Below are 21130 nucleotides of genomic sequence, written 5' to 3'. Positions count from 1 at the left end.
GTCGGCAGTCGCGGCGGGCGGGGGCGGCGGCCCTTCGGGCAGGCGCGGGTTCGGCTGGAGCGGGCACGGCGGGGTGCGGGGGCGCCGTCCCCCGCGTGGGAGCGGGCGGGCGTCCCGTACGGGTGCCGGGGTCGCCCGCCGGCGGATCAGCGGCTGCCCTCGGGGCTGTTGAGCGAGTCGACGACACGGCGGGCGAGGTCGCGCAGCTTGGTGTTCTCCCGCTGTGAGGCGCGCACCAGGCTGTCGAAGGCGGCGGCCGCGTCCATGTCCATGCGTTCCATGAGGATGCCGGTGGCCTGGCCGATCAGGTCACGGGTGCGCATGGCCTCGGTGAGTTGCTCGCGCACGGTGGCGGAGTCGAGGGCGATGCCCACGTGGGCGGTGAGCAGCCGGCCCACCCGCCGGGTGGTCTCGTCGAAGGCGTGCGGCTTGCGGGCGTAGACGGTGAGCACGGTGAGTCGGCGGCGTTCGGCGCGCAGCCGCAGGGACAGCGCGGACCGCAGACCCAGGTCGGACAGGACGCGCCCGGACGCCTCCCGGGTGCTGTCGGCCACCTCGGCCACCGGGGTGTGCCACAGCCGGTCCCAGTGCGGCCGTCCCCGTTCCCCGCGGGCCCCGTCCGCGCGGACCCCGGCCTCGGGGAGGCTGTCGTCGGGCAGGCCGGTGTCCGGGAGGCCGGTGTCCGGGAGGCCGGTGTCCGGCTGTTCCTCGGCGAGCCGCACGATGTCGTCGGTCCGGGCGAGGGTGCGGCGCCGGCTGTCCCGTTCCATGTCGCAGATCCCCGCGTGCTCGGCACCGGGCATCAGCTCCACCGCGAGCCGGACCGCCGTGTCCAGGGCGCTGTGCGGGGTGGAGGTCTCGTGCAGTCGCCGAGCCGCGCCGGTGAGCGCCTCCGCCAGGTCGAAACCATCCGGAAATCGGGACAATTCAGGAAACCGGGACGCAACCACCACGAACCTCTTCGGCATGCACGACCACCGGCCGTGCGCAGGAGAGCTCCGCAGCACATTCCTGACTGCGAGCACAGGACGCAGGCAACTCTAACTGCTCGGTTGCCACGAGGTGACGCCCGGACCTGGGCCCCGAACCGGGCGGACAGCGGTGAACCACGGCTTCCGCCCCGCACCCGGGGCATGGTGCAATGGACGTCCGGGTCAGGAAGTGGCCGTACGGAAAGCCGGACGAACGACTGCCAGGTGAGCACCGTGTCCTACTCTTCCCACCCTCCCGCCTCCACCGGACCTCCCGCGTACGTGCTCCTCCCGCTACCCGAGGAGGTCGACGTCGCCAACGCCTCCGAGCTCCTGCCGCTGATCATGGCAGGCGCCGGCACCCTCTCCCCCGCGTCGGGAACCCTCGTCCTCGACCTCACACGCACCCGCTTCATGGACTCCCAGGGCATCCGTCTCGTCAACCAGGTCCGCCGCGGGCTGCCTCCCGGCGTCCGACTGCACCTCGTCGCCACCCCCGGCGGCGTGGTGGGCCGCCTCCTGGAGCTGACGGGGTTGCGCCGCGACGTGCCCGTGTACGACAACGCGGCGGAGGCCGTGGGCGTCGCGGTGCCGTCGTAGAGCGGGCTCGGGGGCGCTCCGCCCCGGCGAACGAACACCCGTGTCCGCCCGGACGAGGAGCACGTGGGGCACCGGGCGCCCTCCGGCGCAGGCCAGGGCAAGGGCAAGGGCGGCAACAGGAACGGGTCGGGAACGGGGACGGTGACGGAAGGGGGCGTGGGAGTCCCCGGGCCGGGTCAGCCGTGGCTGCCGCGGGCCACCATCGCCTCGATGCCCGCGACCAGCAGGTCCAGTGCGAAGGCGAAGTCCCGCTCCATCATCTCCCCGACCGTGTCGCCGCCCCGGGCGTCCATGATGCGCGTCGACTCCCGGATGACCTCGGGGGCGTCCGACGACTCCGTGACCGCGCTGAGGGCGTTGCGGTGGTACTCGTCCGGCGTCATCCCCGTACCGGCGACCCGGTCGAGGAAGTGGCCCTCGATGGTGCCGAACCCGTACACGAACTGGAAGACGGCCGAGATCGCGCCGGTGACACCGTGCGCGGGGAGCCCGGTCCTGCGGATGACCTGCTGCACCGAGCCGGAGAACGCCAGCGCGTGGGGACCGATGTTGAGGAAGCTCCCGGCCAGCGGGGACAGCCAGGGGTGCCGGGCCAGCAGCCCGCGGTACTCCCTCGCCAGGGCGCGCAGTTGCTCACGCCAGTCCTCGTCGGCCGCCGGGTCGGGCAGGACGAGTTCGCCGAAGGCGGCGTCCAGGGCGAGTTCCAGCAGGTCGTCCTTGGTGTCCACGTACCAGTAGACGGACATCGCCGTCACGTTCAACTCGGCTGCCAGGCGGCGCATGGAGAACTTGGCCAGGCCCTCGGCGTCCAGCAGCCGGACGGTGACCTCGGTGATCCGCTCCCGGTCGAGTCCGGACGGCTGCCCCCCGCCGCCGCGTCCGCTGCGGCGGGGCTGCCCGCCCGCCAGCCAGACGCTGGGCCGCGCCGCCCGCCCGGACCGCTGGGCTGCCCTCGCCATGGCGCACCTTTCTCGACGTGCTGCTTCCCACATGCTAGGCGGTGCCGGCCGCCCGTCCGGCGGACCGCGCCCCTTGTACGGCCGGGGGACGCACACCGGGGAGCGGGACGGTGGACGGGCGAGAAGCCGGGTGCGGGGGACGCCGGGTGACGTGCGTGGCCGGATGGCGTGCGAGGCGGGGTGCGGGGCGCTGCGCTCGGGCCGGGGGAGAGTGCGGTTCGGCCCGGGACCTGGGACCCGGGCCCCTGCCCCTGCCGGGTCCCTGCCCCTGTCCCTGCCCGTGGTGAACGAGCGGCGCTGCTGCCCGGGGTCGGAGGGCGGCTCAGGTCACCTGCGGGGTGTCCGCCCGCTCCGCCCTCCGCAGCAACGCCGCGGCGAGCAGCCCGCCAAGCAGGACGGCGACCGCGCCGACCAGTTGGCCGGTCTCCAAGCCGGAGGAGAACGCCTCGGTGATCACCCCCCGTTCGCCCGGGGAGTCCGCCGCGGCCAGCGCCGCCGGGAGGGACGTCGCCGCCACCGGGACGAGCGCCGCGAAGCGCGCGTTGAGCACCGCGCCGAGGACGGCGACCCCGAGCCCGTTGCCGAACTCGGCCAGTGTGCCGTTGATCCCGGCACCCACGCCCGCCTTCTCCCGGGGGATGGAGCTCATGATGGCGTGCGCCATCGCCGGATTGGCGATCGCACAGCCGAGGCCGATGAGGACGAGGCCGAGCAGCGTGCCGGCGTACCCCTGCCCGGTGAGGGTGGCGATGGACGCCAGCCCGGCGGCCATCATCACCATGCCCAGAGCGATCGAGACCGGCGTCCCCAGCCTCAGCGTCCACTTCGCCGACAGTCCGGTGAAGTTGAGGGCCACGACGGTCAGGGCCAGCGGCGCCGTGCGCAGCCCGGCTTCCAGGGGGCCGTAGACGAGCACGAACTGCAGGTGCTGGGTCAGCAGGAAGAGGGCGCCCCCCATGCCGAAGGTGATCAGTACGGCACCCGCCACCGCCCCCGTGAACCGGCGGTTGCGGAAGAACTGTGGATCGAGCATGGGGTACGGGATCCGGCTCTCCCAGGAGGCGAAGGCACCCAGCACGAGCACCGCGGCCGTCGCCGTCGCGAGGACCCGGCCCGAGGACCAGCCGTGCTCGGGCCCGGAGATGATCGCGTACACCAGGGCCGACATGCCGATGGTGGACAGCAGGGCCCCGAGCAGGTCGGGCCGGTCGCCCTGCCGGTTCCGGGACTCCGGCACCAGCGCAACCACGGCGACCAGGCCGACGGCCACGACCGGCAGGTTGATCAGGAAGATCGCCCCCCACCAGAAGTGGTCCAGCATGAAGCCGCCGACCAGCGGACCGGCCGCGAAACCGAGGGCGTTGACGGCGCTCCAGATGCCGATCGCCCTCGGCTGCTCCTCCAGCGTGAAGATCTGCATCGCGACGGCCAACGTCGTGGTCAGCAACAACGCCCCGCCGACACCCATTCCGGCCCGCGCGGCGATCAACTGGCCCGTACTGTCCGCCAGTCCGGCCACGAGCGAGCCGACGCCGAACAGGGCCAGGCCGGCGATCAGCATCTTCTTGCGCCCGTAGCGGTCGGCGGCGTTGCCTGCGCTGAGCAGCAGGCCCGACTGCACCAGGGAGTAGGCGTTGATCATCCACTGGATGTCGGAGGTCGACGCGTCCATCTCACGGGTGAGCGAGGGGATCGCGACGTTCAGGACCGTGTTGTCGAGCAGCACGGTGAGCTGTGCCAGGCAGATGACCCCCAGGATCACCCAGCGTTGCGGGTGACCTCCGACGGTGACGGGGACAGCAATCGGATCCGCGAACCGACCGGGGGACTCCTGGCCGGGTTCCGGGGAGGACGACGTGGTCATGTTCTACACCGTAGAACACTCCCTATACGCTGTACAAGGGCGAGGGAGATCGACCGACACCGAGTGCCGGGCCGCCGGCAGAGGCCGCGGTCGGGAGGCGGGGAGGGAAAGGGGATGGGGGAAGGGGGGTGGGGGAAGGAGGGCCGGGAGAGCGGAGAGCGGAGAGCGGGGACGAGACGGGATCGGGGTCGAGGGCGGAGGGAGCGACCACCGGGCCGACGGCCCTCTCAGGCCGCTCGGCCGACCCGGAAAACCCAACCCTCCGCCGGCTCAGGCCGCTTGGCCGACCCGGAACTCTGTACCGGCAGGCTCGGAACGCTCCACCGGCTCGGGACGCTCGACTGCTCAGGCCGTGGCAGGGCGGAGCAGGTATCCCGCCCCGCGCCGGGTGTGGATCATCGGCTCCCGGCCGGCGTCGATCTTGCGGCGCAGATAGGAGATGTACAGCTCGACGACGTTGGCCTTCCCCCCGAAGTCGTACGACCACACCCGGTCGAGGATCTGGGCCTTGCTGAGCACGCGCCGGGGGTTGCGCATCAGGTAGCGCAACAGCTCGAACTCGGTCGCGGTGAGGTGGATGCGCTGCCCCGCCCGCGTGACCTCGTGACTGTCCTCGTCGAGGGTGAGGTCACCCACGACCAGCAGGGACTCCGGCCGTCCGTCGCCCCTCGCGGAACGCCGGATCAGTCCGCGCAGCCGGGCGACGACCTCTTCCACCCCGAACGGCTTGGTGACGTGGTCGTCCCCGCCCACGGTCAGTCCCGCGCCCCGTCGGCCGGCCCCGTCCCCGGCGGTCAGGAACAGCACGGGGATGCCCGGCAGTTCCCGGCGCAGCCACCCGAGTGCCTCCCGCCCGTCCATGTCCGGCAGGACCGGGTCCAACACAACGGCGTCGGGCCGGAACTCCCGCGCGGCCCGCACGGCGTCCCGGCCGTCACTCGCGCAGCGGATGTGCCAGCCCTCGTGCCGGAGGGCGGTGGAGAGCAACGCGGTGACCGACTGCTCGTCGTCCACCACCAGCACGCGGACGGGCTGCCCGTCCGTCGTCGGCGATTCGATGGTGCGCCGCTGGGGGGTGCGCCGCTGGGGCGAGGTCGTGGTCATACCGCACAGCGTGTCCGGGCCGTCTGAGAGCCTCCTTGCGGCCTTCTGTGTATTTCCTGAGAAAGTCGGCGCCGGCCCCCAGTCCCACCCGTCCTCTCGCCGAAGGGCCCACAGGCCACCTCGACGGATCACCCGCGGGTCATCAGTGGGGCATCGGCGGGTGTTCACGAGTCGTCGGCAGGTCGTCGGCGGGTCATCAGCGGGCGGGCCGCATGCCCGATGTTCGGCCGGGCCCCGCGGGCCCGCTCGGCCCGGTGGCCGGGGTGGCCGGGGTGGCCGGGCGCCGGGCGCCGGTTTTTCTGGGCCGCCGGTCTCAGAGGCATCCGGCGGGCCGGGGGTCCGTTCGTCCGTCAGACCGGCCGTCGGCGCCCCCTCCAACGAACCGTCCCCACCGGCCGGGCGCCTCCGAGCAGCCCCTTCACCCCTCCGCTTCACCCCCCGCCGACCGTCCGAACAGCCCATCGTCCTCCACGACGCGGTGTCCAGGCGGGCCCCTCACCCTCCACGGCGCGGTGTCCAGGCAGCCCTCACCCACCAGCCCGGTCCCCGGGCAGCCCGAACAGCCGGGCCGCGTTGTCGTGGCAGACCGCCCTCAGCCACTCCGCCCCGAGGTCCAGCCGCTCCAGCGCCCGCAACTGGTGGAGGTAGGGGTACGGGATGTTGGGGAAGTCCGTCCCGAGCAGCACGCGGTCACCGAGTGCGGCCAGCCGGGGCAGGGCCCGCCGGGGGAACGGGGCCAGCCGCTCACTGAAGTCGGTGAACGCCATGGTGGTGTCCAGGCGCACCTCCCCGTAGCGCTCGGCCAGGTCCAGGAAGTCCTCGTACTCCGGCATCCCGAGGTGGGCCACGATCAGCCGCAGCCGGGGGTGCCGGGCCAGCACGCGCGCGACGGGTTCCGGTCCCGTGTACTTGCCCGGCGCCGGTCCGGAACCGCAGTGGATGACCACCGGTACCCCCGCCTCGGCGAGCAGGCCCCAGGCACCGTCCAGCGCGGCGTCGGCCGGGTCGTACGCGCCCACCTGCACGTGGGCCTTGAAGACCCGTGCCCCCGCCTCGACCGCCTCCCGGACGTATCCCTCGACGCCCGGCTCGGGGAACAGGGTGGAGGTGTGCAGGCAGCCGGGCGTGCGGCGGGCGAAGCCGGCCGCCCAGCCGTTCAGCCAGGCGGCCATGCCCGGCTTGTGCGGGTAGAGCATCGAGGTGAAGGCCCGCACCCCGAAGGCGCCCAGCAGCGCGGCCCGTTCCCCCTCCTCCCGGCGGTAGGTGATCGGCCACTCGACCCCACCGGTCAGCGGACCGAGGGCGTCGAAGTAGGCCCACACCTTGGCCAGCACCCGCTCCGGCATGAAGTGCGTGTGCACGTCGACGAGCCCGGGCAGCCCCAGCCCTTCCCAGAATCGCCGGACGTCCGCGGCCTCGGCGGCGGTGGTGAGGTGATCGCTCATGCCGCCACGATCACCCGGGACCGCGCCCCGGGTCCACACCCCCGGCGCCCACCGCACCCGTCCTCAGAACAACCCGTCCTGCACGCTCGCCCCTTCCCCCGTCCCGTTCCCCCGCAGTTCCCGTACCGGCACGTCGAACGCCCGCCCTCCGCCGGGCACCAGCCCCCAGCCCGCCAGCAACCGGGTGTCCAGCACCACCGCGCCCGCCCCGTCGGCCGGCACGAGGTGCAGGTCCGGCCCGGCGGCGGCCACCAGTGCCCCGGCCACCGCTCCCCCGGCGACCAGTTCCGTAACCTCGCCGACCGCACCGGGCGTACCCGGCAGCCCGAAGACCCCGGCGTGGTCGACCGGACGGAACGGCTCACGGTCGAGCGACTCCGGCCACCCGGCCAGACCGGACGCCCGCCCGTGCAGGTCGGCCAGCTCGGCCGCGCGCTCCTCCTCCGTGGCCGGGAGCGCACCCCGTACCGCCCGCTTGGCCGCGTAGGGGACGCGGTCCGGCACACGGAGCGCGGCGCGGAGCAGTTCCTCGGTGCGCCGGGCCGCCATCAGCGGGCCGGTGCCCAGCCAGCTGAAGCAGACCGCCCCCTGTTCCAGCAGGCGGGCCGGCCCCCGGGCCACGGCGGTGATCCCCACCTTGACCATGCCGGGCCCGAACCACGCCACGTAGACCCGGTACGGCCGCGGGTCGTCGGCCAGGGCGTCGGCGGCCACGGAGTGGGCCCGGTCCAGCCGCGCGCACTCCTCGCATCGCGCCCCCGTACTGCGCGCCGGAACCGCGGCACCCCGCGGGCACCCGTGCCCCCGTGCCCCCACGCAGGTCCGCCCACCCCCTTCCGCGACCGCGAAGGCCACCCGTTTCCCCCAGGTCAGCGCACTGCGCCGACCTCCGTCCCAGACCAGCACGGGACCGTCCGCCGACCACCGCAGCCCCGAACATCTCCACGCCTGTGCCATCCCTGCCGAGACTAGGGGGCACCACTGACAACGCCCCTCGCGCCCGCCGCCCGGCCATCGCGCCGCACCGTCTCCCCACGCCTCCCGGTCCCTCCGCCGTCCGGTCCGTGCACCGTCCGGCCCGTCCACCGTCCGGCCCACGCGCCGATCCGTTCCTCTCCGAGGGTCTGTTCCTCTCCGAGGGTCTGTTGGTCCGTTCCTCTTCGACGGTCCGCCCCTGACCGTCCGTCCCCACGGTTCGCCCCCTGGCCACCCGCCCCACCGAGCACCCACTCCACCGACGACCCGCTCCCCGGTTCACCCGGCCCCCGGCCCCGGGCCCCGCCCCGCTCCCGAGCCCCAACCCCGCTCCCTACCCGCACAGCCCTCGTGCCCGCTCCGCCCCGTACCCGCTCCTGCGGTCACCGCAAGCGGGGAAGGACCGTTCGAGGTGCCGCGTCCGCCCCCTGGTGCCAACCTGAGGGAGGGGGCGGACCGCTCGGGGACCACACGGGAGCCGGAAGGGCGAGCACATGGCCACCAACGTCGGCAGCACGCAGCACCACCGAACCTCTTGGGACCCGGAGAGCGCCTGGGCCACCGGCTGGACCGCGGCCGCGGCGGTCCTGATGACCTTCGGCGGCATCATGGCGATCTTCCAGGGCGCCGCCGCCATCGCCAACGACGACGTCTTCGTGGTCACCGACGACTTCGCCTACGCCTTCAACCTCACCGGCTGGGGTTGGGTGCACCTCGTCCTCGGCGTCCTGGTGATGCTGGCCGGCATCTCCCTGTTCCGCGGGGCGACCTGGGCCCGCGTGGTGGGTGTCGCCCTCGCCGGACTGAGCATGGTCGCCAACTTCGTGTGGCTGCCCCACGCCCCGGTGTGGTCGATCGTCCTCATCGTCATCGACGGCTTCATCATCTGGGCCCTGTGCGCACCGCGCCGCGAGGTCCGGGCATAGGGCCGGGCACCGGGCACCCGCCGTCCCACCGCTGCGCACCGGCGGCCGGCATGCGGCACGAGCGCTCACCGCGGCACACGGTGTGGCACGCGCTCTGGCCGATGCTCGTCCAGCTCGTCGCCGTGACCGTCATGCTCACCGCCTTCTTCCTGCTCCCCCTCGACGGCCTCGGCCCACGCCGCCCGGTGCTCAGCTGGCTCCTCTTCGGCTTCGCCCTGGCGCTGGTGGCCGGCCTGCTGCTCAAGCAGGTCGTCCCCGTCCTGCTCGACCACCCCAGGGCCCGGCCGGGACTGGTCATCCCCCTGCTGATCTGCCTGTCCATCCTGGTCTTCGCGACCGCCTACCAGGGCCTGGCGCAGCACCCGGGGGAGGTCGAGGGCCTCGAAACCCGGCTCGACAGCCTCTACTTCACCCTCGTCACCCTGGCCACCATCGGCTACGGCGACATCACCCCGCACGGGCAGTCCGCCCGCCTGGTGGCCATCCTCCAGATCCTCTACACCTTCATCTTCCTCACCGCCTCGGCCACCGCCCTGACCCGCTACCTGCGCGCCCACCTCGAACACCGCCGGCCTCCGCGGGTGCCGGGCGACGGCTGAACCGCCGCCGGACACCCGCCGTCGGACACCCGCGCGAGGAAGGCCACCGGTCGGGTGCGGGGTTGTCGTTCCCGGGCGCCGTGCGCCAGCCTTCTCCCCATGGACGTCAGCGAGTTCCTGTCCCAGCCCCTGGTCGCCCGTGTGGCGACGCGGGGTCCGGAGGTCCGGCCCGTGTGGTTCCTCTGGGAGGACGGCGCCTTCTGGTGGCTCACCGGCTCCTACTCCCGCCTGGAGCGACTGCTGGCCGAGGACGCGCGCGTCGCGCTGGTCATCGACACGTGCGACCTGGCGACGGGAGTGGTGTTCTCCGTGACGTGCCGCGGCGAGGCCCAGGTCGTCCCCCTGGACCGCGCCAGGGCGATCCGGAAGCTGACCCGCTACCTCGGCCCCGAGGACCAGTGGCCGGCCCGCTTCTCGGCTCCGCTGGACGACCCCGCGACCTCCATGGTCCGCTTCACCCCGGACCGTCCTCCGCGACTGCACGACCGGTCGTGGTGACCAGCCCGCTCCCCACGTCATCGCGACGCCACGGGGGCGGGCGGCCCACGCAGGCGTCGATGTCACCCGTGACGACAGGGACCCCGCCGGATCATCCGGCGGGGTCCCTGATCTGTGTGCACTCGGCAGGATTCGAACCTGCAACCTTCTGATCCGTAGCTCTATGTGGATCGGTCGGTGAGGGTCATACCGGTCGCGCTATGGCCTTTCGAAGACGCCACCGGACGGGGCCAGTTGCTGTGGTTGCTGTACGTCGCTGCTGTACTGCCGCCAGCTGCGGCCTGCCTCATCAATCGGTGCCGTCACGATCAAGGGCATGCTGGGCAAGCTTACTGAAGTCCCGAATACCCCGTGTGAGTCGCGCCAGGTCGTCCTGGGCGGCACGTCGGTACGTCCGGACCTCTGACCTTACAGAAGGGACGCGGGCCAGAGCCGCGATGATCTCAGAGTGAACGACCAGACTGTTGGCGGCGTCCTCAACGGTGCCTGCGGCCTCTAAGACAGACTCCGGGCCAGCAAGGGAAACCTCTAGCCATACGTCTCGCAGCGTCTTGCCCAGACGGTCCGCTTCGACACAAAAATCCTGATCCGGCAGCCGGAACAGATCGCGTTCCTCGATCTCGTCCGGCAACGGCATCCCGATCCTAGTGATCAAGTGTTCCCGTAGCTCGCTGGCTGCTGCGAGAAACGCCTTGTATGCGACCTGTCGCGACTCGCTCCGCTTGAGTAGGTGTGCCGATCGAGCTGTGATCTTCGCCTGACGTTGCGAGGCCCACCCGGTGGATAGGCCAGCCATAGTTGTCCCGAGCGCCCCAGCAACTGCTCCAAGAACTGCCGCTATCCCTGCATCCATAGCTGCAGTTTGGCTGACCTATAGCGTCGGTGTGGCAACCGCCTCCACCCACCACTCTCCCCAGCTCCCATCCCGTCCGCCGTCGACCCACACACCGTGGAGCGGGCGTGGTTCAGGGCGTCCAGGTGGAGCGCGCCACTGTACGAACGACCTGGACGCCCTGGGCCGCGTCTGCTCGGCTCTGCCTGGGTCGATGGTGGACGGGATGGGAGCACCCCGCGCACGCCACTACCGGCCCGCGGTCGGCGACGGTGCCCCCTCCATCCCGGTGCCGGCCGATCCCCCGCCGGAGGCATCGTCTGTGACCGTAGGTCGTTCTGTGCGGTGCTCGCCTCATGGCCTTCGGCCCAACCCATCAGTGGGCGCGCGTCGGCGCAGCGCGGGCGGAGCGGGCCGAAGGCAGGAGCGGCGCCCGGAGCGGAGCCGGGAAGCGCGCCCGGCGGAGCGGAGCGCAGCCGGGGCTTGATGAGGTAGAGAAACCTGTAACAGCTCTCGTTCCGCTGGTCAGGTCGAAGATGTCGCGGCGGTCGTGAGTCGGCTCGTGTATCCGGCTTGGCACAGGCGCCCGTACGCCTCGGTCACGTCGCTGGGTACTGGCTGGCGGATCATGAATCCCTGATCCGGGTAGATCATCAGCCTTTGCAGGGCACCGACCAGCATGTCGATCACCAAGCGGGCGTCGCCGATGGAGTCGACGTACTCGGCGAAGGTCATGGGCGTGGAGGCGCTGACGACTTCGACCTCGGGCCAGAGCTTGCGTGCCGTGGCGTACGCGCGCCGCTCCTCGTACGGCTTGCTGATCAGCAGCACGGAGGCGGCCTCTACCCCATTCTCCTCCAACACCTTCCGGGAGAAGCGGATGTTCTCCCCGGTGTTCCGGGCGTGCGGCTCCACGAGGATGGCCTTGCTAGGAACCCCCAGCTCCAATGCCCGCTCGCGGTAGTGGACGGCTTCGCCACGGGGCATGCGCTCCCGCGTCGTCGGGCTGGTGGCTCCGGTAAACACGAGCAGAGGGGCCATGCCGCGCTTGTACAGGTCCACGGCGGTGTCAGCCACCCCCAGGTCGTGACTGCCGAGTCCGATGGCCACCGAGCACGGTTGGGGCGCATGGCCCATCTGGTGGTAGTCCCATACGCGCCGGGCGTCGGCCCAATCCTGCGTCGAGATCACTGCTGTCCTTCTCCGTCCCTCGCCGAGTCGGGCACCTTGAAGTCGTACTCCCACGCGAAGCGTGATGCCGCGTGTACCCCGATGGCGAACTCCACGACGGTGCCGTCCGCCGTGTATGTCGTCCGGTGCAGCTCGACCACCGGTTCGCCCGGCGGCAACTGGAGCTGCTTCACCTCGTCCGGGGTGGCGGCGCGAGCGAACAGATGTTCCTTCATATGGTCGATCTCGTATCCCGCGTCGTATAGCACGCGGAATCCGCCGCCTCGGCCGGCGGGGCCCGGCGTGGGGTCGACCAGTCGCGTCCCTTCCACGTGCTCGGGCCGGTAGTAACTGGTCAGCGTGTGCGTCGGTTGATCGCCTTCCTTGACCAGGCGGGCGCGCGCGTAGACCTCCGCGCCTTCCGGTAGTCCGTGTGCGGCTGCCACCTCCGGCGGTGCCACGACGCGACTCACCGTCTGGGTCTGCTCGTTCCGGCGGTAGGTGCGGCCCGATGCCACGCGGTCCGCGATGAACGCGACCTCGTCGCCGTCTCGCCACTTGGCCTTGTCGTAGCGGGCAATGCCCAAGCGCTTGAGGGGGACCTGCTGGCGCACGACAGTGCCGTGGCCGCGTGAAGACGTGACCAGACCCTCGGCTTCCAGTGCTTTGTAGGCGGCGTGCACGGTCGCTTTGGAGCCTTCGCCGGCGTCGACGAGTTCTCGGATGTGAGGCAAACGCTGGCCAGGGGCGTAGTCACCCCTTCTGATCTGCTCGGCCAGCTTGTCCGCCAGCTCCCGCCACTTGGGCGCCATCTCGAACCCCTCTCGACGAGGTCTAGTGAAACATAGTCCTAGGACTGTTGACAGTCCTAGGACTGCGGTGCACTATCTCTCTCAGCGGCTCGCAGTCCTAGGACAGCGAGTATCACGCAGTCCGGTTTGGGCTGCCTCGTCTTCAACGCTGGGAGAACTGATGCCGTCCTTCAAGATCGACACGTCGTCTGCTGTGGTGTTCGTGGCGACCGCGCCGGTGCCGAAGCTGGCCAACGCCAAGACCGGTGAGCGGGCGATGGACCGGGAGACCGGGGCCCCGCTGTCGACGGTGGGCCTGCTGGTCTCGGACGAGGGGGAGGGGAACCTCTACCAGGTGACCATCCCGGAGACGGGATACCCCGAGGGCCTCCAGCCGGGCATGCCGGTGAAGGTCATCGGACTCAAGGCCCGTGACTGGGAGAACGAGTTCAACGGCCAGAAGCGGCACGGGATCTCCTTCCGTGCGGTCGCGATCACCCCGGCGGCCTGACCATGAGCGACTGGTCGTTGTGGCTGGAGGCCACGGGGGCGTTAGCGGGGGCCGGCGGTGTCGGCTACGCCAGGGCTCGGGCTCCGCGGGTGTACTGGTCGACGGTGGGTCTGCCGCTGACGTGGGGCCGGTTCGCCTGCTCGTACCGGTCCACGATGGACGTGTGCGGGCTGACGGTGCAGCCGACGGGGCTGCGGGCGTTTATGACCCGCAACCTGGCCCGGCGTGAGGTCCGGCCCGTCGCGCCGAAGGTCCGCCGCATCCGCCCGACCTCGACGGGCCTGAGGGTGACGTTGCGGCTTCCGGCCGGTCTGGAACCGGTCGATGTGGCGGTGTCCTCGGAACGGCTGCGGCACGCCTTCGGGGTGCAGTCGGTGACCGTGGCGGAGACCAAGCCCGGATACGTGGAACTTCGGATGACGGGCTACGACGTGCTGCGCCGGGTGCGTCTGCCGCGCAAGGCCCGGCCGCGTGACCTGGTGGTGCCGGTGGCTCTGCGGGAGGACGGCACGGTCTTCGAGCGGGACTACCGCAAGATGCCGCACGCCCTAACCCTGGGGGCGAACTCGTCGGGGAAGTCCATGTACCAGCGCAACCTGGTGATGGGCCTGGCGAAGCTCCCGGTCGGCCTGGTCGGGATCGACTGCAAGCGCGGTGTCGAGCACAGCCGGTACCTGCCCCGCCTGTCGGCGCTGGCCACCGATCCGGACATGGCCGGCCGCCTGATAGACGCGCTGGTGCTGGAGATGAGCGAACGCTTCGATCTCCTCGCCCTGCACGGGGTCTCCGACCTGTGGGACCTTCCCGAGAAGCTGCGGCCGGTGCCGCTGGTCGTCCTGGTGGATGAGGTGGCGGAGCTGTTCTTCGTCACCTCCAAGAAGGACGAGGCGGCGCGGGACCGGACGGTGATGCAGCTCGTGCGGCTGGGGCAGATGGCCCGCGCGGTCGGGATCTACCTGGAGGTGTGCGGGCAGCGCTTCGGCTCCGACCTCGGCCGCGGTGCGACCGCGCTGCGCGCTCAGCTCACCGGCCGTGTGGTGCACCGCGTCAACGACAAGCAGACGGCAGAGATGGGCCTGGGCGACATCGCCCCTGAGGCGGTGGTGTCCGCGACCTCGATCCGGGTGGACCGTCCTGGTGTCGCGGTGGCCGGTGACACCTCCGGTGGCTGGTCGCGCATCCGCACCCCCGAGACCACGCCGGCGCAAGCGGCAGCCGTCTGCCGGGAGTACGCCCACCTGACCCCGGACCTGCCGTTCCTGGCCTCGTTCCGCCCGCCCGTGGCGATCCCGCCGATGCCCACCACACCGCCGTCCGTCCCGCAGCCCTGAGAAGGGGGATCGCTCATGGCTCCACGCAAGCCCGCGAAGCCCCGCACCCCTCCGAAGTGCTCCGACTGTGACGGCAAGGGCGAGATCGCCGAAACCGTCCGGGTCGGCTCCCGCAAGGGCCGCGCCACCCAGCACCGGCAGGCGGCTGTGTGCCTGACCTGCTGGGGCTCCGGTGAAGCACCCCCCACCGAGTGAACCGCCGGGGCCGGAAGCCACGGCCACCCGTGCTCCGCCCCGGCTCGACCCCGCGAAACGGAGGTGAAGACGTGTTCCGCTCGATCCGCATCGATGCCGTGCTCATTCAGGCCGTGATCGCCGGTGCCCTGTCCTTCGCCCACCTGCACGACCTCGCCGAAGCGGCCGGACAGTCCGGCTGGAAGGCATGGGCCTACCCGGTCTCCGTCGACCTGCTGTTGGTGGCGGCCTGGCGTCGACTGCGCGGCGCCCGCCGGGACCGCTCGGCCTGGACGTGGTTCGTCATCGCCCTGGTCGCCTCCCTCGGCGCCAACGTCGCGACCGCTGGACTCCTCGACCTCGACCACGTACCGGCCTGGCTGCGCATCCTCGTCGCCGGCTGGCCCGCGCTGGCCTTCCTCGGCGGCACCCTCCTCGTCCACCAACCCACCGAACCCGCGGCTGCTCCTGATCCCGCACCGGTCATCGACCGCCCCGACGTGGCGGACGAAGGACCGGAGATCGCCCCGGCCGAACCCGTTGCGGCTCTGCCGGAAGCTCCGGTCCCGGCCTCGGTGCCGGTGGTGCCCCCGGCTCTGGTCGACCACGCACGCAAGGTCGCCACCGAGCACCGCACACGCACCGGGACCGACATCGACACCGCCACCCTGCGCGCTCGCCTCGGCGTCCCGGAAGACCTCGCCGGCGCGATCGTCGCCCAACTCGCCTGAAAGGAGGTGGACCCGCGTGCGCCCGAACCGCTTCTACGACGTGATCCGCATCGGACCCGTGAGGGTCGGCACGTTCAACAACGGCCGTGGCCAGACCCGGCACACCACCGCCTGCACCGCCCCGAACTGCGGTTTCTCCACCGAGCACCGCGACCGCTCGGCGGCCGAACTCGCCGCCCGCACCCACCGCTGCACCTGAGAGGAGGACACCGCCATGCAGCTCCCCGAGGACCAGCTCCGCGCCGGTCACATCCCCGCCGACGTCTACCGGCGGCTCCCGCCCGGCACCGACGTGCGACGTGTCGTGATCGTCCAGGAAGCACCCCGCTCCTACACCGGACCGATCGTGCTGACCCTCGTCGTCGTCACCGGGTCCATCGCGGTGCTGCTGGTCATCGCCTTCGTGGCCCAGGTCGTCGCCGGCGCCGCCGTCGCGGTCCTGTCGGCCACCAGCGGACTCACCTACACGATCAACCGCGCGGCCAAGCACAAGGGCCGCAGCAAGTAACGCCCTCCGGGGCGGCCTCGGTCGCCAAACTTCCGCCGCCCCGGACGGCTCCACCACTTCCAGATCCAACGGACCCGAAAGGGAAGCCTCATCATGCCCCAGCACGCCCAGAACACGCGCGTCTGCCGTGACTGCGACGGCTTCGCCACCGCCGCGATCACCACCGGCACCCGACACCGCGACGGGACCCGCGTCACCCTCCACGTCGCCTGCCCGGCCTGCAAGGGCACCGGCACCACCGCCCCCGCCGGCGTCGTCCGGGCCGGGAGGTGAGCGCCGTGGGCCTTTTGAACTGGACCTCCAGCCAGCACTACGACCACAACGGCGACTGCCCCTGCACGCAGTGCGGCAAGCCCACCCCGATGCGCTCCCACGACGGCGAGCCCGTCCACAAGGTGTGCGCGGAGGACTGGAACGACCGCAACCCGAACGCCCCCCGTCACCAGCACGACGGGCGTGACCTCGGCACCCGCCGGTTCCACTCCGACCCCCTGCGCAAGACCCGCAAGGACGGTGCCCGATGACCGCCGCGACGGGCTGCGTCCTCGACCTCTTCGCCGGCCCCGGCGGCTGGTCGGAGGGCCTGCGAGCCCTCGGTCTGCACGACGTCGGTATCGAGATCGACCCGGCGGCCTGTGCCACTCGCGCCGCCGCCGGTCACCGCACGATCCGCGCCGACGTCGCCACCTACCCCACCGTGCCGCTCCGCGGGAAGGTCGCCGGGCTGATCGCCTCCCCGCCCTGCCAGACCTTCAGCGCCGCCGGCCTGCGCGCCGGGAACGACGACATGGACCTGTGCCACCAAGGCCTTGACGACCTCGCCCGCGGCAACGACACACGCCCCGCACTGCGCACCGCCTGCGCCGATCCGCGTTCCCTCCTCGTCGTCGAGCCACTGCGCTTCGCCCTCGACCTGCGCCCCGACTGGGTCGCGCTGGAGGAAGTCCCCGCAGTACTGCCCCTGTTCGAGCACACCGCCCGGCTCCTGGCCGGCGTCGGCTACTCGACGTGGACCGGCGTCCTCAACGCCGCCGACTTCGGCCTGGCACAGACCCGCCGGCGCGCCTTTCTGATCGCCTCGCGTTCTCGCCCGGCCCTGCCTCCCGAGCCCACCCACGCCGACGGCGGCACACCGGCCGACCTCTTCGGTGACGGCCTGCCCACCTGGCGGACCATGGGCGACGTCCTGGGCTGCCCGCCCTCCGAGGTCGTCACGCGCGGCAACCACACCACCGGCGGAAGTCGCTTCCCGACCACGGGTCCTTCGTGGGCGCTCACCGGGCGGGCGCGGTCCTGGATGCTCCGAGTCGGCAACCGTCCCTCCTCGACACGCCGCCGCCTCGACCAACCCGCTCCCACCCTGCTGTTCGCCAAGGCCCTCAACGACGTCTCCTGGATCGACTCGGCCGGCGCCCGCATCCGCCGTCTGACCATCCAGGAAGCCGCTGTCCTCCAGGGCTTCTCCGCCGCCTATCCGTGGGCGGGCTCCCGCACCAAACAGTTCGAGCAGATCGGCAACGCCGTCCCCGCACCGCTCGCCACCGCCGTCCTGCGCCCCCTCGTGCCCGCCGCGCTGGAGGTGGCCGCGTGAGTGACACCGCCACGATGGCGGGCCTGGACCCGGCCACCCTCGCCGACGTGCTGAGGCTGGCCGGGTCTCCTGGCTTCGACCGCATCCAAGACCAAATCCGCCGTACCGGCGGCTGCACCGACCCAATCCGCCTGACCGGCTCGACCGTCACCCGCGACGCCACCACGGGGCAGGTGCTGCACTCCTACTCCACCGACACCGAGCCCGGCGGGGTCCTGCGCGTCGCCTGCGGCAACCGCCGCGCCTCCCGCTGCCCGGCCTGCGCCTGGACCTACGCGGGCGACACCTACCACCTGATCCGCGCCGGCCTCGTCGGCGACCCCGCCAAGGGCACCCCCGAGACGATCCGCGACCACCCTCGGGTGTTCGCCACGCTCACCGCGCCGTCGTTCGGCCCGGTCCACAACCGGCCCGGCAACCGGCCCTGCCGCTGCGGCACCCGCCACGCCGAAGACGCCCCCGAGCTGGGCACACCGCTCGACCCAGACACCTACGACTACGCGGGCGCGGTGCTGTGGAACAACCACGCCTCCGAACTGTGGCGCTACTTCACGATCTACCTGCGCCGGGAGATCGCCAAGCGGGCCGGACTCACGCAGAAGGCCGCACGCGAGCAGTCACGGGTGTCGTTCGGGAAGGTCGCCGAATACCAGAAACGCGGGGCCGTGCACTTCCACGCCGTGATCCGCTTCGACGGCCCGGCCGGCCCCGACGACCCTCCCCCGGCATGGGCCACCCTCGACCTGCTCACCGACGCCATCCATGCCGCTGCCGCCCGCGTGGAAGTCGACGTACCCCCGTCCGGGAACCAACCAGCCCGCACCCTGCGATGGGGCACCCAGCTCGACGTACGCCCGATCCGCGCCTTCGGCGACGGCGAGGACATCACCGAGCAGGCGGTCGCCTCCTACGTCGCCAAGTACGCCACCAAAGCGGCCGAGACCACCGGCACCGTGGACCGCCGCATCGGCAACAAAGAGGCCTTGGTCCTGCTCGACGTCCCCGAGCACCCGGCCCGGCTCATCGCCGCCTGCCTCGACCTCCACCCGCTCTACCCGGACCGCAAGCTCCGCGACTGGGCCCACATGCTCGGCTTCCGCGGCCACTTCTCCACCAAGTCCCGCCGCTACTCCACCACCCTCGGCGAACTGCGCCAGGTGCGCGCCGACTACCGCGCCGCCCAGCAACGCGCCGCCCTCGGTCTGCCCGACCCCGACGACGAGGAAGCAACCACGCTCACCCTCGGCCACTGGACCTATGCCGGCCACGGCCACACCCCCGGCGAATCCTGGCTCGCCGCCAACATCCGCCGCGACATCCAGCACAACCGCGACACCGCCCGCGAGGAACTACCCGCCATGCTCGACCTGGAAGGAATCGCTACATGACGACGGCTGTGATCACGCGCAAGTGGTACACCACGGCAGAGGTCGCCGAAATGCTCGGCTTCGGCCTGTCCAAGACCAAGATGCTCGTCCTCACCGGAGAGATCCGCTCCGTCAAGATCGGCCGCAACCGCCGCATCCTGCCCGAGTGGGTGGATGAGTACGTCCAGCGCGTCACCGCTGACGTCACCGGGTGGTCGGCATGAGCGGCAAGCGCGGCAACGGCGAAGGATCGATCTACCCCTACAAGAACGGCTACGCGGCCTACGTCTGGGTCACCAAGCCGGACGGCAAGCGGGCTCGGAAGTACGCCTACGGCAGGACGCGTGAAGAGGTCCACGAGAAGTGGCTCAACCTCCACGCGGAGGCCAAGCGCGGGCCGGTGGCCACCCGGCATCCGACGGTGGGCGCGTTCCTCTCGTACTGGCTGGACTCGGTTGTGAAGCCGAACCTGGCTCCCCTGTCGTACGTCTCCTACGAGGGTTCCGTCCGGCTGTACATCGCACCGCACCTCGGCTCTAAGCGCCTCGACCGGCTTACGGTCCGGGATGTCCGCGAGTGGGTGACCAAGCTGTCCACGGTCTGCCAGTGCTGCGCCCAGGGCAAAGACGAGAAGCGGGAACCGTCCCGCCGGCGGTGCTGTGCGATCGGGGAGTGCTGCGAGTCGTACCCGTCCCGTCGCGTGATCCAAGCCGCCCGTGATGCCCTGCGGGCCGCCCTGACTCACGCGGTCGCCGAGGAACTGATCAGCAAAAACGTGGCCTCGCTGGTGAAGGTGCCCAAGCCGCGGCGCCGCCGGATCAAGCCCTGGTCCGTCGCTGAGGCAAGCCAGTTCCTCACCGATGCCGCCGCGCGCGACGACCACCTCTTCGCGGCCTGGGTCCTGGTGCTCTGCCTCGGCCTCCGCCGGGGTGAGGTCCTGGGGCTGACGTGGAAGTCCGTGGACTTCGAGCGGGGCGAGCTGTACGTGGACCACCAGATCCAGCGAGCCGGGCGTCAGATCCTGCACCGGGAAACCAAGACGGAGGACTCCGATGACTTCCTTCCCCTGCCGGCACTCTGCCTCAAGGCGCTGCGGATGCGCCGTGCCCAGCAGATCGGGGACCGGAAGGCTGCCGGGGAGCTCTGGCAGAACAGTCACGACCTGGTCTTCACCACGAAGTACGGCACGCCGATCGAGCCGGGCAACCTGACCCGCATGTTCGCCCTGCGCGCTCGTCGTGCCGGACTCCGGGAGATCCCGCTCCGGAACACCCGGCACACGTGCAGCTCGCTCCTGGTGGCTCTCAAGGTCCACCCGAAGGTGGCGCAGCGCATCCTGCGGCACTCGCAGATCGCCATGACGATGGAGGTCTACGCGGAGGCGAGCGAGGAAGAGGTGCGGGCCGCGATCGGCAAGCTGTCCGACGTCATGGGCGGTACCGGCTGAGGCGGTTGCTGTACTTCGCTGCTGTACGCCCTTGAAACGCAAGAGGCCCCGGATCTCTCCGGGGCCTCTCACCTGTGTGCACTCGGCAGGATTCGAACCTGCAACCTTCTGATCCGTAGTCAGATGCTCTATCCGTTAAGCTACGAGTGCGTGTGCACTTCTTCAGTTTTCTCGCCGCTCCCGGGCTCTGCGGCCCGTCGCGGCGACAGGAAGAACATTACATGACTGCCGCCGCCATGTGAAATCCATTGACCCCACCCCTTGTGACCTGCGGAAACCGCAGTTTGGGGCGGTGATCACGACGAAGCCCCGGCCGCTGGGGACCGGGGCTTCTCGATGGGGCGGAGGCGGAGGGATTTGAACCCTCGATGGGCTTTAAGGCCCAAACCGCATTAGCAGTGCGGCGCCATAGACCGGACTAGGCGACGCCTCCCCCGCACCACCTTCCGCGCGCGAGCGCGAGCCGGTGGTGCGTGCCGATGATGACACAGCCGCGCGGGCTGCCACCAATCGAGGCCTACGGTACTAGGCAGGCAGGCCACAGGGCAAAGCTCTTTCGGACGGCACGCCGCCGGGGCGCAACGTCCCGCGCGCTCACGCGTTGGTCAGGGCATGTCGCAGGTCACCGTCGCCCGGGGCACCACCCCGCGCCCGTCCGCACCGGCCCCTTTCCCGGTCGTCGTCCCGGTCGTCGTCCCGGACCCGGCCCCCGCGTCCTCGCCGGCACCCGCTCCGC

25 protein-coding genes and 2 tRNA genes are annotated in these 21130 nt (G+C 71.4%); 16 read left to right on the top strand and 11 right to left on the bottom strand.

Going from position 1 to position 21130, the window contains the following annotated elements; translation table 11 throughout:
• Positions 1 to 146 precede the first annotated feature (146 nt).
• Complete coding sequence (locus AC02VZ_RS23320; RefSeq protein ID WP_476476308.1) at positions 147 to 968, bottom strand: ANTAR domain-containing protein; 822 nt, start codon at positions 966 to 968, stop codon at positions 147 to 149.
• Positions 969 to 1205: 237 nt separating this feature from the next.
• Between AC02VZ_RS23320 and AC02VZ_RS23315 the strand changes: the two genes are divergently transcribed.
• Positions 1206 to 1571, top strand: a complete 366-nt coding sequence (locus AC02VZ_RS23315) for an STAS domain-containing protein (RefSeq protein ID WP_476476307.1) — start codon at positions 1206 to 1208, stop codon at positions 1569 to 1571.
• A gap of 176 nt (positions 1572 to 1747) precedes the next feature.
• Here AC02VZ_RS23315 and AC02VZ_RS23310 read toward each other — a convergent pair whose 3' ends face one another.
• The 5 genes from AC02VZ_RS23310 to AC02VZ_RS23290 form a co-directional block, all read right to left on the bottom strand.
• Positions 1748 to 2530 (bottom strand): TetR/AcrR family transcriptional regulator, encoded by a 783-nt coding sequence (locus AC02VZ_RS23310; RefSeq protein ID WP_476476306.1) that lies wholly within the window; start codon positions 2528 to 2530, stop codon positions 1748 to 1750.
• Between the two features lie 322 nt (positions 2531 to 2852).
• Positions 2853 to 4394 carry an MFS transporter gene (locus AC02VZ_RS23305; protein ID WP_476476305.1) on the bottom strand — a complete coding sequence of 514 codons (1542 nt, stop codon included), beginning with the start codon at positions 4392 to 4394 and terminating at the stop codon, positions 2853 to 2855.
• A gap of 345 nt (positions 4395 to 4739) precedes the next feature.
• Positions 4740 to 5498, bottom strand: a complete 759-nt coding sequence (locus AC02VZ_RS23300; protein WP_476476304.1) for a response regulator transcription factor — start codon at positions 5496 to 5498, stop codon at positions 4740 to 4742.
• 527 nt (positions 5499 to 6025) lie between these two features.
• On the bottom strand, positions 6026 to 6943 hold the full coding sequence (locus tag AC02VZ_RS23295) for an amidohydrolase family protein (protein WP_432057390.1): 918 nt from the start codon (positions 6941 to 6943) through the stop codon (positions 6026 to 6028).
• Between the two features lie 63 nt (positions 6944 to 7006).
• Positions 7007 to 7900 carry a DUF2797 domain-containing protein gene (locus tag AC02VZ_RS23290; protein WP_476476303.1) on the bottom strand — a complete coding sequence of 298 codons (894 nt, stop codon included), beginning with the start codon at positions 7898 to 7900 and terminating at the stop codon, positions 7007 to 7009.
• Between the two features lie 512 nt (positions 7901 to 8412).
• Between AC02VZ_RS23290 and AC02VZ_RS23285 the strand changes: the two genes are divergently transcribed.
• The 3 genes from AC02VZ_RS23285 to AC02VZ_RS23275 all read left to right on the top strand — a co-directional run bounded on the left by AC02VZ_RS23285 (position 8413) and on the right by AC02VZ_RS23275 (position 9941).
• Positions 8413 to 8844, top strand: coding sequence for a DUF7144 family membrane protein (locus tag AC02VZ_RS23285; protein ID WP_432057388.1), 432 nt, complete (start codon positions 8413 to 8415; stop codon positions 8842 to 8844).
• Between the two features lie 50 nt (positions 8845 to 8894).
• On the top strand, positions 8895 to 9443 hold the full coding sequence (locus tag AC02VZ_RS23280) for a potassium channel family protein (protein WP_476476302.1): 549 nt from the start codon (positions 8895 to 8897) through the stop codon (positions 9441 to 9443).
• A gap of 99 nt (positions 9444 to 9542) precedes the next feature.
• Positions 9543 to 9941, top strand: a complete 399-nt coding sequence (locus AC02VZ_RS23275) for a pyridoxamine 5'-phosphate oxidase family protein (protein ID WP_476476301.1) — start codon at positions 9543 to 9545, stop codon at positions 9939 to 9941.
• Positions 9942 to 10230: 289 nt separating this feature from the next.
• Here AC02VZ_RS23275 and AC02VZ_RS23270 read toward each other — a convergent pair whose 3' ends face one another.
• From AC02VZ_RS23270 to AC02VZ_RS23260, 3 genes are all read right to left on the bottom strand, one after another.
• Positions 10231 to 10794, bottom strand: a complete 564-nt coding sequence (locus tag AC02VZ_RS23270; RefSeq protein ID WP_476476300.1) for a hypothetical protein — start codon at positions 10792 to 10794, stop codon at positions 10231 to 10233.
• A gap of 504 nt (positions 10795 to 11298) precedes the next feature.
• Positions 11299 to 11964, bottom strand: a complete 666-nt coding sequence (locus AC02VZ_RS23265) for a YdcF family protein (protein WP_476476299.1) — start codon at positions 11962 to 11964, stop codon at positions 11299 to 11301.
• A complete protein-coding gene (locus AC02VZ_RS23260) occupies positions 11961 to 12755 on the bottom strand; it encodes a GntR family transcriptional regulator (RefSeq protein WP_476476298.1) in 795 nt (264 codons plus the stop codon). The genes AC02VZ_RS23265 and AC02VZ_RS23260 overlap by 4 nt, the downstream gene beginning before the upstream one ends.
• Positions 12756 to 12915: 160 nt before the next feature.
• Between AC02VZ_RS23260 and AC02VZ_RS23255 the strand changes: the two genes are divergently transcribed.
• The 12 genes from AC02VZ_RS23255 (at position 12916) to AC02VZ_RS23200 (ending at position 20394) form a co-directional block, all read left to right on the top strand.
• Positions 12916 to 13245: an SCO3933 family regulatory protein gene (locus AC02VZ_RS23255; RefSeq protein WP_476476297.1), complete on the top strand. Its 330-nt coding sequence runs from the start codon at positions 12916 to 12918 to the stop codon at positions 13243 to 13245.
• Positions 13246 to 13247: 2 nt separating this feature from the next.
• Positions 13248 to 14576, top strand: a complete 1329-nt coding sequence (locus AC02VZ_RS23250) for an FtsK/SpoIIIE domain-containing protein (RefSeq protein ID WP_476476296.1) — start codon at positions 13248 to 13250, stop codon at positions 14574 to 14576.
• A 15-nt stretch (positions 14577 to 14591) separates the two neighbouring features.
• Positions 14592 to 14771, top strand: coding sequence for a hypothetical protein (locus tag AC02VZ_RS23245; protein ID WP_476476295.1), 180 nt, complete (start codon positions 14592 to 14594; stop codon positions 14769 to 14771).
• Positions 14772 to 14842: 71 nt separating this feature from the next.
• A complete protein-coding gene (locus AC02VZ_RS23240; protein ID WP_476476294.1) occupies positions 14843 to 15481 on the top strand; it encodes a DUF2637 domain-containing protein in 639 nt (212 codons plus the stop codon).
• Positions 15482 to 15497: 16 nt separating this feature from the next.
• Entirely contained in the window at positions 15498 to 15680 is a 183-nt protein-coding gene (locus tag AC02VZ_RS23235) for a mobile element transfer protein (protein ID WP_476476293.1), read from the top strand.
• Positions 15681 to 15695: 15 nt separating this feature from the next.
• Positions 15696 to 15989 (top strand): hypothetical protein, encoded by a 294-nt coding sequence (locus AC02VZ_RS23230; RefSeq protein WP_058916492.1) that lies wholly within the window; start codon positions 15696 to 15698, stop codon positions 15987 to 15989.
• A gap of 93 nt (positions 15990 to 16082) precedes the next feature.
• Positions 16083 to 16262: a hypothetical protein gene (locus AC02VZ_RS23225; RefSeq protein WP_058916491.1), complete on the top strand. Its 180-nt coding sequence runs from the start codon at positions 16083 to 16085 to the stop codon at positions 16260 to 16262.
• A gap of 5 nt (positions 16263 to 16267) precedes the next feature.
• The gene (locus tag AC02VZ_RS23220; protein ID WP_403451738.1) at positions 16268 to 16513 is read left to right on the top strand and encodes a hypothetical protein; all 246 of its coding nucleotides are present in this window, start codon (positions 16268 to 16270) and stop codon (positions 16511 to 16513) included.
• Entirely contained in the window at positions 16510 to 17580 is a 1071-nt protein-coding gene (locus AC02VZ_RS23215) for a DNA cytosine methyltransferase (protein WP_476476292.1), read from the top strand. The genes AC02VZ_RS23220 and AC02VZ_RS23215 overlap by 4 nt, the downstream gene beginning before the upstream one ends.
• On the top strand, positions 17577 to 18968 hold the full coding sequence (gene repSA / locus AC02VZ_RS23210) for a replication initiator protein RepSA (RefSeq protein ID WP_476476291.1): 1392 nt from the start codon (positions 17577 to 17579) through the stop codon (positions 18966 to 18968). The genes AC02VZ_RS23215 and repSA overlap by 4 nt, the downstream gene beginning before the upstream one ends.
• Positions 18965 to 19171 (top strand): helix-turn-helix domain-containing protein, encoded by a 207-nt coding sequence (locus AC02VZ_RS23205; protein WP_058916487.1) that lies wholly within the window; start codon positions 18965 to 18967, stop codon positions 19169 to 19171. Before repSA ends, AC02VZ_RS23205 begins: the two co-directional genes overlap by 4 nt.
• Positions 19159 to 20394: a tyrosine-type recombinase/integrase gene (locus AC02VZ_RS23200; protein WP_476476290.1), complete on the top strand. Its 1236-nt coding sequence runs from the start codon at positions 19159 to 19161 to the stop codon at positions 20392 to 20394. The genes AC02VZ_RS23205 and AC02VZ_RS23200 overlap by 13 nt, the downstream gene beginning before the upstream one ends.
• 77 nt (positions 20395 to 20471) lie before the next feature.
• On the opposite strand, the gene AC02VZ_RS23195 is transcribed toward AC02VZ_RS23200, so the two are convergent.
• Positions 20472 to 20544, bottom strand: a tRNA-Arg gene (locus AC02VZ_RS23195).
• Positions 20545 to 20736: 192 nt separating this feature from the next.
• Positions 20737 to 20827 (bottom strand) — tRNA-Ser (locus AC02VZ_RS23190).
• Between the last annotated feature and the right edge of the window lie 303 nt (positions 20828 to 21130).

The sequence above is a fragment of the Streptomyces sp. 3-6 genome, from assembly GCF_056323165.1.
The sequence above is the reverse complement of the archived record's forward strand: the minus strand, read 5'-3'. Positions and strand labels throughout refer to the sequence as shown.

Coding starts and splice junctions, on each gene's coding strand:
- AC02VZ_RS23320 (WP_476476308.1), bottom strand. CDS start 968: ATGCCGAAGAGGTTCGTGGTGGTTGCGTCCCGGTTTCCTGAATTGTCC.
- AC02VZ_RS23310 (WP_476476306.1), bottom strand. CDS start 2,530: ATGGCGAGGGCAGCCCAGCGGTCCGGGCGGGCGGCGCGGCCCAGCGTC.
- AC02VZ_RS23305 (WP_476476305.1), bottom strand. CDS start 4,394: ATGACCACGTCGTCCTCCCCGGAACCCGGCCAGGAGTCCCCCGGTCGG.
- AC02VZ_RS23300 (WP_476476304.1), bottom strand. CDS start 5,498: ATGACCACGACCTCGCCCCAGCGGCGCACCCCCCAGCGGCGCACCATC.
- AC02VZ_RS23295 (WP_432057390.1), bottom strand. CDS start 6,943: ATGAGCGATCACCTCACCACCGCCGCCGAGGCCGCGGACGTCCGGCGA.
- AC02VZ_RS23290 (WP_476476303.1), bottom strand. CDS start 7,900: ATGGCACAGGCGTGGAGATGTTCGGGGCTGCGGTGGTCGGCGGACGGT.
- AC02VZ_RS23285 (WP_432057388.1), top strand. CDS start 8,413: ATGGCCACCAACGTCGGCAGCACGCAGCACCACCGAACCTCTTGGGAC.
- AC02VZ_RS23280 (WP_476476302.1), top strand. CDS start 8,895: ATGCGGCACGAGCGCTCACCGCGGCACACGGTGTGGCACGCGCTCTGG.
- AC02VZ_RS23275 (WP_476476301.1), top strand. CDS start 9,543: ATGGACGTCAGCGAGTTCCTGTCCCAGCCCCTGGTCGCCCGTGTGGCG.
- AC02VZ_RS23270 (WP_476476300.1), bottom strand. CDS start 10,794: ATGGATGCAGGGATAGCGGCAGTTCTTGGAGCAGTTGCTGGGGCGCTC.
- AC02VZ_RS23260 (WP_476476298.1), bottom strand. CDS start 12,755: ATGGCGCCCAAGTGGCGGGAGCTGGCGGACAAGCTGGCCGAGCAGATC.
- AC02VZ_RS23255 (WP_476476297.1), top strand. CDS start 12,916: ATGCCGTCCTTCAAGATCGACACGTCGTCTGCTGTGGTGTTCGTGGCG.
- AC02VZ_RS23250 (WP_476476296.1), top strand. CDS start 13,248: ATGAGCGACTGGTCGTTGTGGCTGGAGGCCACGGGGGCGTTAGCGGGG.
- AC02VZ_RS23245 (WP_476476295.1), top strand. CDS start 14,592: ATGGCTCCACGCAAGCCCGCGAAGCCCCGCACCCCTCCGAAGTGCTCC.
- AC02VZ_RS23230 (WP_058916492.1), top strand. CDS start 15,696: ATGCAGCTCCCCGAGGACCAGCTCCGCGCCGGTCACATCCCCGCCGAC.
- AC02VZ_RS23225 (WP_058916491.1), top strand. CDS start 16,083: ATGCCCCAGCACGCCCAGAACACGCGCGTCTGCCGTGACTGCGACGGC.
- AC02VZ_RS23215 (WP_476476292.1), top strand. CDS start 16,510: ATGACCGCCGCGACGGGCTGCGTCCTCGACCTCTTCGCCGGCCCCGGC.
- AC02VZ_RS23205 (WP_058916487.1), top strand. CDS start 18,965: ATGACGACGGCTGTGATCACGCGCAAGTGGTACACCACGGCAGAGGTC.